Origin of the sequence: Dietzia sp. UBA5065 (assembly GCA_002415925.1) — a bacterium.
In the GTDB taxonomy this organism is placed as follows: Bacteria; Actinomycetota; Actinomycetes; order Mycobacteriales; family Mycobacteriaceae; genus Dietzia.
Map to the genome: position 1 here is coordinate 1 of DIAZ01000006.1, position 11,662 is coordinate 11,662.

The 11,662-nt window shown below is 75.2% G+C and carries 9 protein-coding genes and 2 pseudogenes; 5 read left to right on the forward strand and 6 right to left on the reverse strand.

Translation table 11 applies throughout. From position 1 onward, the window contains the following. From B4M60_RS00565 to B4M60_RS00575, 3 genes and pseudogenes are all read right to left on the reverse strand, one after another. Positions 1–459 (reverse strand): annotated as a pseudogene (locus tag B4M60_RS00565) (hypothetical protein); the annotation flags it as partial. Between the two features lie 66 nt (positions 460–525). After that, on the reverse strand, positions 526–3,090 hold the full coding sequence (locus tag B4M60_RS00570; RefSeq protein WP_291079418.1) for an ABC transporter permease: 2,565 nt from the start codon (positions 3,088–3,090) through the stop codon (positions 526–528). Beyond that, positions 3,087–3,839 carry an ABC transporter ATP-binding protein gene (locus B4M60_RS00575; protein WP_291079419.1) on the reverse strand — a complete coding sequence of 251 codons (753 nt, stop codon included), beginning with the start codon at positions 3,837–3,839 and terminating at the stop codon, positions 3,087–3,089. The genes B4M60_RS00570 and B4M60_RS00575 overlap by 4 nt, the downstream gene beginning before the upstream one ends. 158 nt (positions 3,840–3,997) lie before the next feature. On the opposite strand from B4M60_RS00575, the gene B4M60_RS00580 reads away from it, so the two are divergent. The 4 genes from B4M60_RS00580 (at position 3,998) to B4M60_RS00595 (ending at position 8,178) form a co-directional block, all read left to right on the forward strand. Then, on the forward strand, positions 3,998–5,023 hold the full coding sequence (locus B4M60_RS00580; protein ID WP_291079420.1) for a hypothetical protein: 1,026 nt from the start codon (positions 3,998–4,000) through the stop codon (positions 5,021–5,023). Positions 5,024–5,167: 144 nt separating this feature from the next. Further along, positions 5,168–5,905, forward strand: a complete 738-nt coding sequence (locus tag B4M60_RS00585) for a hypothetical protein (RefSeq protein ID WP_291079421.1) — start codon at positions 5,168–5,170, stop codon at positions 5,903–5,905. 256 nt (positions 5,906–6,161) lie between these two features. Further along, on the forward strand, positions 6,162–7,418 hold the full coding sequence (locus B4M60_RS00590) for a hypothetical protein (protein WP_291079422.1): 1,257 nt from the start codon (positions 6,162–6,164) through the stop codon (positions 7,416–7,418). Between the two features lie 160 nt (positions 7,419–7,578). After that, the gene (locus B4M60_RS00595; RefSeq protein ID WP_291079423.1) at positions 7,579–8,178 is read left to right on the forward strand and encodes a putative Ig domain-containing protein; all 600 of its coding nucleotides are present in this window, start codon (positions 7,579–7,581) and stop codon (positions 8,176–8,178) included. A 3-nt stretch (positions 8,179–8,181) separates the two neighbouring features. Here the strand turns inward: B4M60_RS00595 and B4M60_RS00600 are convergent, their stop codons facing one another. From B4M60_RS00600 to B4M60_RS00610, 3 genes are read right to left on the reverse strand one after another with little or no spacing between them, the layout of a single operon-like run. After that, a complete protein-coding gene (locus tag B4M60_RS00600) occupies positions 8,182–9,147 on the reverse strand; it encodes a 1,4-dihydroxy-2-naphthoate polyprenyltransferase (protein WP_291079424.1) in 966 nt (321 codons plus the stop codon). After that, positions 9,144–10,364, reverse strand: a complete 1,221-nt coding sequence (menE, locus tag B4M60_RS00605; protein ID WP_291079425.1) for an o-succinylbenzoate--CoA ligase — start codon at positions 10,362–10,364, stop codon at positions 9,144–9,146. Before menE ends, B4M60_RS00600 begins: the two co-directional genes overlap by 4 nt. Before the next feature lie 28 nt (positions 10,365–10,392). Then, entirely contained in the window at positions 10,393–11,379 is a 987-nt protein-coding gene (locus B4M60_RS00610) for a 1,4-dihydroxy-2-naphthoyl-CoA synthase (protein ID WP_291079426.1), read from the reverse strand. A gap of 23 nt (positions 11,380–11,402) precedes the next feature. Here B4M60_RS00610 and B4M60_RS00615 point away from each other — a divergent pair. After that, positions 11,403–11,662: pseudogene (locus tag B4M60_RS00615) on the forward strand (O-succinylbenzoate synthase); the annotation flags it as partial.

The following is an 11,662-nucleotide window of genomic DNA, read 5'->3' on the forward strand; positions in this document are numbered from 1 at the left end:
GCCGGTGCCGGGTTCGCGGCCGTCGGGCCCGTCGAGCAGCGGGTCGCGGGGGCCCGCGTCCGTGCGCGGCTGGGCGGGGGTCCACTGGGCGGCGGAGGTCCCGGACGTGTCCTCGGTGCCGCGGGTCGGGGCGTAGGCCCCGGCGTCCTCGTCCGCCACGTAGAGCGCGCCGGGCGCGGGCTGGACGCCGATGTAGTAGCGGCTGAGGCAGTGATCGGTGACGTTCTGGGTGCCGTCGGTGAAGAAGGTCATCCCCGGCGTCCCGCCATCGGCCTCCGTGGCGCACCGGGCGATGAACCGGCCCTGCTGGGGTTCACGATCTCGCGACTCGGTCGACGTCGTCAGTTCGGTGGCAGTGGCGGACCGCGGAGCGTCGGAGAGGATCTGCGGGTCCGGCTGTGCGCACGACGAGGCCACCAGCGCGAGCGCGCCGGCGGAGAGGAGCAGCCGATTTCGCATAACGATAGTGTCTCAGTTCTGTCATTGGTTGGCTACCGCAGGGACGCAGGGGCATCCCGCCGGACGTCAGTGCCGGGTCTCCCGGGTTCGGACCGCGCCCAGCCCGGCGACCGCCGCGGCGGCGAGCGCGGCGAGGACCCCGCCCACCCCCACCACCACCAGATCGCCCGCTGACGCGGCGGTGTTACCGGCCGTCCCCGGGCCGACGAGGGCGTCCGCGCCGAGTCGGCCGAACGCCGCGCCGAGCGCCACTCCCAGCGCGGCGGCGCAGGTCGCCACCGCGAGGGTCTCCAGGACGAGCATCAGCCACACGCCGGTGCGGGTGACGCCGACACCCCTGAGGAGCGCGATCTCCCGCCTCCGCTCGCGGATCGCGAGCGTGAGCGTGTTGGCCACCCCCACGAGCGCCAGGGCGACGGCCACCGCCAGGAGGAGCGAGCTGGACGTGAGCACGGTCCGGACGGACCCGGCGATCTGCTCGCGGGAGGCGAAGCTCTCGGTGACGGCCAACGAGGGCCCCGCGCCCACGACGGTGGAGCGGACCCCCTCAAGCGCGGACTCGAGCCGCTCGCCCTCGAGCCCCTCGTCCATCCGCAGCCACTGCTCGGTGCGCGGGACGAACTGCGCGGGCACCTCCACGTCCGGGGGCCACGGCGAGCCGTCCGGCGCCTGCGCGACGGGCCACCCGGGGACGCTGCCCGGGGCGGCGAGCGCCCACGGGTCGGCGGACCGGCGGACCACCAGGTCCCGCCCGTCGTCGCCGGAGAAGAAGGTGAACCGGACCGTGTCGCCGTCGCGGGCGTCGGCGGCCACGGGGGAGGACTCGGGCAGGACGATCTCGCCCGGCCCGGGAAGGACCACGTCGCGTCGGAGCACCGCGCGGACCCGGGCGGGGTCGGCCACGCGCAGGACGGTCCGCCGCCCCTGCGCGTCCTCGGCGTACATGTCCACCACGACGAGGGAGTCCGCCACCCCGGGCAGGCCGGCCAGCTGCGCGGGCAGCTCGGCGGGCAGGACGCCGTCGGGCGAGGTGACGACCACGTCCAGCGGGACGCGGTCGATCAGCCGGGACTGGATGGCGGGCCCGAGCAGGGCGATCCCCGTGACCATGGTCGCGGTGAGGGTCACCCCGACCAGCACGGCGGCCGAGGTGGCGGCCGTGCGGCGCGGGCTCCGGGCGGTGTTGCGCGCGCCGAGGAGTCCTATCGGTCCGAGGAGGACGCCCACCGCCGTTCCCGCCGCGCCGAGCAGCGTGGGCAGGGCGCCGGCGACCACGGCCAGCACGCCGAGGAACGTCAGGACGCCCCACGCCCCGGCCTCCACCACGGCCCGGGAGTCCACCGCCGAGATCATCCCCGCCCGGCCGACGAGCGCCACGGCCCCGCCGCCCACGACCATCGCCGCCCGGCGCCACCACGGGTCGGGCCGGACGTCCGCCGGGCGCAGGGCCTCCAGGGGGCTGCCCGAGGTGGCCCGCCACAGCGCCGGCAGGGCGGTGAGCAGGGTGACTCCCACCCCCACCGCCGCGGCGAGCGCGTACGCGGCCGGGGGGACGGTGACCTCCTGCAGCGGGATGGTCACGCCGAGGCGAGGCGCCTCCCGTGACGCGAGCGACACGCCGACCCGGCCCAGGGCCAGGCCGATCGCCGTGGCCACCACCGCCACGACCGACGCCTCCGCCATCCCGGACGCGCGCAGCTGCAGTCGGGAGGCGCCCAGGCACCGCAGCAACGCGGTCTCGCGGACCCGGGCGGCGAACACCACCGCGAAGGTCGTGGCGATCACGAGCGCGGCCACCGCCACGGCCAACACGGTGAACGCGAGCAGGGCCCGGGCGTAGACGTCACGGCCCCCGACGAACGACTCCGCCAGGGCGTCCGCCTCGGCGGCGCCGGTGGAGACCTCGACGGCGGACGTCCCGGGGATCCCGGCGAGCCGCGCGCCGATCTGTGAGGCGAGCACCGGGTCGGGGACGGATCCGTCGCCGGCCACCCGGACGTCCCCGCCCGCGCCGTCCGCGGACCACAGCTGGACCTGCTCGTCCACGGCGTAGAGCGGGAACGACGCCTCGAGATCGGGTTGCCCGGCGAGGTCGAACAGGCCCACCACGGTCACGGTCCCGGGCTCGCCGCGCCCGGCCGGCTGCACCTCGAAGGCCGCGCCCAGGGGGAGCCCGGAGTCGGCGCGCACGGCGACCTCGCCGAGCCCGCCGGGAAGGCGCCCCGATGCCAGGGGCTGCCACCGCAGGCCGTCATCGGTGGACAGCACCGTGGTCGTCGTCATCTGTTGGGCACGTCCGTCCACGCGGACCCGGACGTACGTCTGCGCATCCACCGTCACGGCCCGGACCCCCGGGGTGGCGGCGATGGTCTCCAGACCGAGCCGCTGCGCCTCGGCGGCCTCCCCGCGCGCGGCCTCCGTGCCCGCCGACGTGCGGTCGCCGAGGTTCTGCACGAGCACGGCGGTGTCGGCGTACCGCATGCCGAAGGTGGCCTCCGCGCTGGCGGACATCGTGCGCAGCACGCCGACGGAGGCCAGGACGAACCCGACGGCCACGGCGATCGCCAGGATCGTGCCGAGGTAGCGACCCGCGTGCGCGCGCAGCTGCCCCAGGACCAGCCGGGGGCTCACGCCGTGGCCGGGCGGCGGCCGGCGGCCCGCATCGCGGCGTCGATCGAGTCCGGGGTGGGGGAGTCGAGCTCGTCGGCGATCCGGCCGTCGGCCAGCACCAGGACCCGGTCCGTGTGCGCGGCGGCGTGCGCGTCGTGGGTGACCATGACGACCGTCTGCCCGTGGTCGCGGACGCACGCACCGAGCAGCCCGAGGACCGCCTCGCCCGACTCCGAGTCGAGATTGCCCGTGGGCTCGTCGGCGAACACCACGTCCGGGCGGGGCAGCAGCGCCCGGGCGATGGCCACGCGCTGCTGCTGCCCGCCCGAGAGTTCGTGCGGCCGCCGGCGCAGCAGGTCGCCGATCCCGAGTTCGCCGACCAGCCCGTCGAGGCGGCGTCCGTCGGGGCGGCGGAACGCCAGGCGCACGGGCAGCACGATGTTCTCGCGGACCGAGAGCGAGGGGACCAGGTTGAAGGACTGGAAGACGAAGCCGACCCGGGTGCGCCGCAGGCGGGTCCGCCCCGCGTCGCCCAGGCGGGTGACCTCGGTGTCCCCGATCGTGACGGTGCCGTGGTCCGGGGTGTCGAGCCCGGCCAGGCAGTGCATGAGGGTGGACTTCCCGCTGCCCGACGGCCCCATGACGGCGGTCCAGCGCCCCCTGTCGAGCGCCACGTCCACCCCGTCCAGCGCGCGCACCCTCACCCGCCCGTGCGAGTAGGTCTTGCGCAGGCCGTGGGCTCGGATCGCGATCTCGGGAGCTGGGGTCACCGGGGTCCTTCCCTGGGGCGTGGGGTCCGGCCCGAGTGTAGGGACAGCCTCGGACACCACGACGAAATCTGTGGCTCATGTGAATTTTGTGACGTATGGTGCTCATGTGACTGGGCGCGGCCCGGTCGTGCCCCGCCCTCGAACGACAAGGTGATCCCATGTTCCTGCGCCGCTCGCACCGCTCCGCCCCCCGCACCAGCTCGCTCGCCCTCGGTGGCGCCCTCGCGGTCCTCGCCGTGGTCGGCGGCGGGGCCGTGGTCGCGGTGTCCGCACCGACCGAGGTGTCCGCCGGCGAGATCCTCCTGGCGCAGAACGCGGGCCCGCAGGAGATGGCCCTCGGCGTGCCCGTCGACCTCGACCTCGAGCCGGTCGTGGCCCAGGCCGCGGGTGGCACCATCCCCGCCGGCACGACCGTCCAGGTGACGGGCCTCCCGGACGGGCTCACCCAGGACGGGTGGGTCATCTCCGGCACGCCCTCCCGCGCCGGCGACTACGACGTGCTGATCACCGTCTCCAACGGCGGCGTGTCCAAGTCGGAGAAGGTGACGATCACCGTGACCGGCGCGCCCGGCGCCGCCGCGGCCGCCACGACGACCGCCGCCCCCACGACCACCGCTGCGGCGCCCGCCGCGGACGACGAGACCGTCGACGGCGCCACCACCGAGGGTCGGGGCGCGGAGACGCCGACGACGCGGCCCGCCTCGGATCCGGCCACCACGACCACGACCACGACCGCGGCCGATCCGACCCTGTCCGCGGCCCCCGGCGTCGCGGCCCTCGGTGACGCAGATCCGGGTGACACCACCGGCGACGACGACGAGAGTCCCGCTCCCGACCTGTGTGCGGTCCTCGGGGACGGCGGGGTGGACGGCGCCTCGGTCTCGCAGCTGCTGCCGCTGGTCCTCGGCAACGAGGAGGGGGCCTCGACCGGTCTCGTGATGGTGGTGCTCAACGCGGTGCTCACCCTGCTGCCGTCGGTGCTCGGCGAGAGCGGCTCGACGGACGACCTCGGTTCGGCCGGGCAGATCCTCTGCACCCTCGCGCCGTCCCTCCTCGGAGGGGAGTCCTCCGGGGAGGCCGGGGGCGGGACCGGAGCGACGACCACCGGCGCCGCCGGTGTCGGCGGGGCGCCCGCCGCGCTGCTCGGACTGCTCACCTCGGGCACCGGCAGCGCCGGCGACTGACCGGCGGGTGACGGCCGGCAGGGCGCGCTGCCGAAAGGTGCACACGGTGGGCCGTCGGCCGGGTTAGAGTCCTCCTACCGATAGCAGGCGCCCCGATCGGCGGCGCGTCACAGCGTCCGTGGCCATCGAAGGGGTCCTCTCGTCATGTTCGTTCGCAAGGTAGTCACCGCCTCCGCGGCAACGGTCACGCTGCTCGCCCTGGCCGTCCCGGTCGTCAACGCGCAGGGCGAGGGCCCCGGGTCGGGCTCCGCCGGGTCGGGCGTCCTCGACGGGGGCTCCCTGGAGGGCGGGAGCCTCGAGGGCAGCCTGTCCGACGGCAGCGAGTCCGGTGGCAGCGCGGAGGGGAGTTCGGAGGAGGACGGCTCCTCCGGGTCCGGCAGCCTCGACTCCGGCAGCCTCGACTCCGGCAGTGGCGAGGACACCAGCGTCGGGGACCTGGTCCCCGAGCCCGACGGCGTCTGCGAACTCCCCGATCTCGGCGGATCGGTCGCCAAGTTCTACCCGCTCTTCGGCATCTCCGGCATCCCGACCGCCGTCATCAACCTGGTCACCTCGGCGCTCGGCTCGTTCCCGAACCTCCTCGACGTGGTGGCGGGCGAGGGCGGGGGCGCCGCCCTCCTCGGGGACACGGGGTCGTTCGCCGGGCCCCTGTGCACCTCGATCCTCGGCGGGGAGATGATTCTGCCGCCCGTCACCGTGATCGTCGACGGATCCGGCACCCCGATCACCACCGTGACCGGGACCGTCGTGCGCAGCAGCACCAGCGCGGTCACCCACACCTCCACTTCCACCGCTGCCTCCACCCCGTCCGGTCCGGCAGGTGCACCCGGCGGCACGGGCACCGTGGCGCTGCCGACCAGCGTCCCGACCCCCGGCGCCTGACGCCTGACGGCTGCCCGACGGGACCTCTACGCGGCCCGGCTCCCCTCCGGGGGGCCGGGCCGCTGTCGTGCGGGTGCGGGAACCCGCCGCCGTTGAACCCCCAGGGGTATGTGACGATGGGGACTAATGGTGACTATGAGACTTGTGTGACAGAAGTAGACAGCTGGTGCGCGTGGGGTTAGGGTTATCCGGGTAATGGTCTGCGCTCCCGAATACGTGGAGTGAGCGATCCGAACCCTCCGGAAGGAACCAGCCGATGCGTGCTCGCCTCGCCCGCCCTCGTCGAATCGTCCGGGGTCGACTCGTCGCCCCCGTCGCAGCCGCGGCGGCGGTCGCCCTCGTGGGCGGCATGGTCGTCGCCGCCCCCGACGCCCCCACCGTGCGCGGTGGTGTCCAGACCGTCGCGCTGACCGTCCCGGCGGGCAACGCCGGCGCCGGGTTCTCCTTCAACTTCAGCGCCGCCCTCGGGGCCGGGGAGCTGGCCGGAGTCCAGATCACCGACATCACGGGTCTGCCCGCGGGGCTGACCTACAACGGCAACGGTGTCATCTCCGGAAACGCCGCCGCCGGCGTGTACACCGTGACGGTCATCGGGACTCGCAACGACCAGCCCGTCCAGGTCCCCGTGACCCTCACCATCAACAACGCCGACGGCACCGCCCCGGCCGGTCTCGAGGCGGGCTCGGCGGCCGCGGTCGAGGGGAGCCTCGGCGGCGAGGCCCAGGCGGAGGCCCGGGCGGGCGCCCAGGCGGGTGCCCAGGCGGGCGGCCAGCTCACCACCGGCTCCGACGGCACGGACGCGATCCTCGGCGCGGTGCTGGGCATCGTCACCTCGCTCGGCGGCGACGCCGGATCCGCCGCGGAGCTCGCGGCCGGGTCGACCGGCCAGGGCGGGATGACCCCCGGCGAGGACGGGACCCCGGAGACCCCGACGGGCCCGCTGTCCAGCCTGGCGGGCGGCCCGATCGACCTCGGCAGCCTGACCGGTGACAGCCCGGAACTGCTGCCCGTCGTCGACTCCCCTGAGGTGCCGGACTCCGGCTCGCTCGACCTCCCGGGGTCCTCCACGACGGCCGGCGGCGAGGTGACCGGTGAGACCACCGGCGGACTCGACACCCAGAGCCTGGGGCCGCTGGGCTCGCTCCTCGACACCGGTGGGCAGACCGGCTCGACCACCAACGGCACCACGGGCGGTGACCTCACCACCGGAGGCCAGATCTCCATCCCGGGGTCGACCACCACCGGGGACACCGGCTCGCTCGGCAATCTGGCCCCCGGACTCGCCCTGACGGGTGCGGCACTGCTCGGTCTGGCCGGCCTCAGCCTGATCCTGGGCGGCGGGTCCTCGACCCCGGGCTCCTCCGCCCTCCTGCCGGCCCTGCCGGGATCGACCACCAACGGTGGCGGGACGACGACGGGCGGGTCGTCCGGCTCGACCGCCCCGACCGTCGCCGCGGGCGCCCCCAAGCCCGTCCAGGCCCCCGGCCCGACCGTCGCCAACGGCCGCGGCTGACCCTCCGACTCCCGGCGGCCGCGCAGGTCGCCGGTGACCACGTCCACCCCGGTGGTGATCTCAGTGCGTGAGATCCCCACCGGGGTGAACCGTCTGGGTGCGTTACCGTGGGCGTAAGGTCGCGGGAGTCGCCGCGCCGCACGCTCTCGAAAGGCCCCGAATGCGCATCTCCCGCCCGATAGCCGCGTCCGCCCTCGCCCTGTTCGCCATGGCCGGCGCCGGGGTCGCGTCGGGGTTGGCGGAGGCGCCCGAGACCGCGCCCCTCGTGGTCGAGGCGTCGGACCTCACCCCCTCGGCGCTGCCCTCGCTGACGTTCCCGGTCGGGGTGTACACGGAGAACCGGATCAGCGACCACGTCACGATCCCGCCCGGGGCCACCATCAGCTTCCGGGGCCTGCCGCCCGGACTGACCTACGACCCGCGCACCACCGCCATCAGGGGCGTGCCCACCACGCCGGGCGTCTATCAGCCCGTGGCGACCGCCTTTCTCGGGGGCATCCCCGTGCGGACCGAGACCACGACCGTGACCGTCACCGGTGGCGGGGCCGCCCCCGGCCCGGGCCCGGTCCCCGCTCCCGTGCAGGTCCCCGCCCCGGGTCCGGCGCCCGCGCCGGCCCCCGGCACGATCTCCATCGCCGACATCCAGGCGCTGCCCCTGCCGCAGCCGGTCAAGGACGCGATCCTCGGTGCGGCGCTGGCGATCAACAACGGCATCCAGGCGGCGTGGAACGCCGTCCCCCCCGGCTCGCTCGGCAGGTGACGCCTACGGCGCCGAGATCAGCATCCCGGCGCTGACCAGGACGCTCCAGGCCAGCATCGCCATCCCCGCGGTCGTCAGCGCGGGGATCAACCCGGCGCCCGTGGCCCGCGCGCGGACCGGGGCGTTGGCCCTCCACGCCACCGGCATCGCGAGCAACCCGAGCAGCGCCCACGGGGTGGCGGGGATCAGCGCCAGCGTGGCCACCAGCGGGACCAGCAGCTCGAGCACGGCGTGCAGGCCCCGGGTCCGGGAGTCGCCCAGCCGGACGGCGAGCGTGACCTTGCCCGACTCGGTGTCCGAGGGGATGTCCCGCAGATTGTTGGTGAGGTTGACCGCGCTCGAGAAGCTGCCCACCGCGACGGCCGCGACCACCGCGTACCAGGTCACCGTCCCGAGCTGGGTGTACTGCGTGCCGATCACCGCGACCAGCCCGAAGAACACGAACACAGCCACCTCGCCGAGCCCGCGGTAGCCGTACGGGCTCCGGCCGCCCGTGTAGAACCACGCCGCCAGGATGCACAGCACGCCCACCACGATGAGCCACGGCGCGGACGTGGCGCTGAGCACCAGCCCGGCCAGCCCGCCCAGGCCGAGGAACGCGAACGCGGCCCGCTTGACCGTCGCCGGCCGGACCAATCCCGAGCCCACCAGGCGCAGCGGGCCCACGCGGTCGTCGTCGGTGCCGCGGATGCCGTCGGAGTAGTCGTTGGCGTAGTTCACCCCGACGATGAAGGACCACGCCACGAGCAGCGCCAGGAGCGCCTGCCACCACACGGCACCGCCCCCCAGCCCCGCGGCCGCCGTGCCCACGAGCACCGGCGCGACCGCGTTCGGCCAGGTCCTCGGGCGGGCGCCCTCGAGCCAGTCGGCCAGGGTGGCACCCCGGGGCTCGGCGGGTTCGGCGGGGGAGTGGGCGGAGTCCTCGGACGCCCGGGGGCGCTGGGGGGACCGGGAGTGCTCGCGGGTCATTCTGCGATTGTCCCATCGACGAACCCGGCCGCGACCGCCCGCCGGTCCACCTTGCCGCCGGGAAGCGTCGGCAGCGCCCCCACCACGGCCACGGCGGCGGGGGCGGAGCGCTCCCCGAGCAGCCCGGTGACGTGCGCGCGCAACTCGTCGGGGGTCGCCCCGGACCGGAGCGTGACCGCCGCGACCGGGCGCGTGCCCAGGCGGGGATCGGGGATCCCGACGACCACGACGTCGACCACCGCGGCGTGCCGCCGGAATGCGTCCTCGAGCGCCTGCGGGAGGAGCGTGAGCCCGCCCACACTCAGCGCCTCGTCGAGCCTGCCGAGGATGCGGAGCCGGCCGTCGGGGCCGACCCGCCCGGCGTCGTCGGTGCGGAACCACCCCGCGCGGGCGAAGGCGGGGTGGCCGGGGGCGTTCCGGTACCCCAGGGCGACCTGCGGGCCGGCCAGCCAGACCCGCCCCTCGTCGTCGTCGATCTCCACCTCCACCCCCGCCAGCGGCACCCCGTCGTAGACGCACCCGCCGGCGGTCTCGCTCATCCCGTAGGTGCGGACCACCCGGATGCCGGCGTCGGCGGCGCGGTCGAGCAGGTCAGGCGCGGCCGCGGCCCCGCCGAGCAGGACGGCGTCCAGGCGGGCGAGCGCGGCGGCGGCCTCGGGCGGTCCCTCGTCGAGGACCTTGGCCAGCTGGCCGGGCACGAGCGAGGTGTACGCGCGGGTGTTGGCCCGGCCGCTCCCGCCCGGGCCACTCCCCGGGCCGGTGCCCGTGCAGGCCTCGACGGCCGCGGGCACGGCGGCAGGGTCGAATCCGCCGGTCACGTCCATGACGACCGGCTCGTGCCCGGCGCGCAGCGAGCGCAGGATCACCTGCAGCCCCGCGATGTGGTGCGCCGGCAGCGCGAGCAGCCAGCGGCCCGGCCCGCCGAGGGCGGCGTCGGTCGCCGCGGCCGACGCGGCCAACGCGGCCGCCGAGAGCATCGCGCCCTTGGGGGTCCCGGTCGATCCGGAGGTGCTCACCACCAGGGCGGCGCGGTCGTCGACCGGCTCGCCGGGGCGCATGGCGTCCACGAGCAGGCGCGTCCGGGCCGGGTCGTCGGCCGGGACGGGCAGCAGCGCGGGACCGCGGTCGGCGAGCAGGTCGGCGAGTTGCGGGAACACCTCCGCGACCGCCGGCCCGCCGGGGACGGCCAGGGTGCGCAGCTCGCGGGAGGCGGGCATGGGCGAACGCGGGCTCACCGGTCGGGGCTCAGTAGTAGTACGGGTAGTCGTCCCAGTTGGGCTCGCGCTTCTCCAGGAACGCGTCGCGGCCCTCCACCGCCTCGTCGGTCATGTACGCCAGCCGGGTGGCCTCGCCCGCGAACACCTGCTGGCCCATGAGGCCGTCGTCGGTGAGGTTGAACGCGAACTTGAGCATCCGCTGCGCGGTGGGCGACTTGCCGTTGATCTGCCGCGCCCACTCGATGGCGGTGCTCTCCAGCTCGGCGTGGTCCACCACCCGGTTGACCGCGCCCATGTGGAACATCTCCTCGGCGGTGTACGGCTGGCCCAGGAAGAAGATCTCGCGCGCGAACTTCTGGCCGACCTGCTTGGCCAGGTACGCGCTGCCGTAGCCGGCGTCGAAGGAGCCCACGTCGGCGTCGGTCTGCTTGAAGCGGGCGTGCTCGCGGGAGGCCAGGGTCAGGTCGCTCACCACGTGCAGCGAGTGCCCGCCACCGGCCGCCCAGCCGTTGACCAGGCAGATCACCACCTTGGGCATGGTGCGGATGAGCCGCTGCACCTCGAGGATGTGCAGGCGGCCGCCCTCGGCCTTGACGCGCGCCTCGTCCACCTTGTCGGCGGTGGCGCCCGCGACGTCCGCGCTGTGTTCCGTGGAGTACTGGTACCCGGAGCGCCCGCGGATCCGCTGGTCGCCTCCGGAGCAGAACGCCCAGCCGCCGTCCCTGGAGCTGGGCCCGTTGCCGGTGAACAGCACGGTGCCCACGTCGGGGGAGCGGCGGGCGTGGTCGAACACCCGGTACAGCTCGTCCACCGTGTGCGGGCGGAACGCGTTGCGGACGTCGGGCCGGTCGAAGGCGATGCGCACGATCCCGTTGACCCGGCCCTCGCCCACGTGTCGGTGGTAGGTGAGATCGGTGAGGTCCACCCCGTTGCGGAAGCCCTCGACCTCCCGCCACTGCGTGGGATCGAAGGGGTTGGCGGCCTGGTCCTGTGCTCCGGCGCTCTGCTCAGTCATGGGTTCGACGTTAGCGTGGAGCCATGACATCCGTACCGGGCCCCGAGTCGATCGACGATCTGCTCGCCCGTGTCCACGTGGTGGCCCTGCCCATGCGGGTGCGGTTCCGGGGCATCACCGAGCGGGAGGTCGCGCTGATCGAGGGGCCGGCCGGGTGGGGCGAGTTCGGGGCGTTCCCGGAGTACGACGACCCCGAGGCGGCCCACTGGCTGGCCTCCGCGCTGGAGATGGCGTGGCAGGGGCCGCCCGCCGCCGTCCGCTCGCGGGTGTCGGTCAACGCGAC

Coding starts and splice junctions, on each gene's coding strand:
- B4M60_RS00580 (WP_291079420.1), top strand. CDS start 3,998: ATGTTCCTGCGCCGCTCGCACCGCTCCGCCCCCCGCACCAGCTCGCTC.
- B4M60_RS00610 (WP_291079426.1), bottom strand. CDS start 11,379: ATGACTGAGCAGAGCGCCGGAGCACAGGACCAGGCCGCCAACCCCTTC.
- B4M60_RS00600 (WP_291079424.1), bottom strand. CDS start 9,147: ATGACCCGCGAGCACTCCCGGTCCCCCCAGCGCCCCCGGGCGTCCGAG.
- B4M60_RS00585 (WP_291079421.1), top strand. CDS start 5,168: ATGTTCGTTCGCAAGGTAGTCACCGCCTCCGCGGCAACGGTCACGCTG.
- menE (WP_291079425.1), bottom strand. CDS start 10,364: ATGCCCGCCTCCCGCGAGCTGCGCACCCTGGCCGTCCCCGGCGGGCCG.
- B4M60_RS00590 (WP_291079422.1), top strand. CDS start 6,162: ATGCGTGCTCGCCTCGCCCGCCCTCGTCGAATCGTCCGGGGTCGACTC.
- B4M60_RS00595 (WP_291079423.1), top strand. CDS start 7,579: ATGCGCATCTCCCGCCCGATAGCCGCGTCCGCCCTCGCCCTGTTCGCC.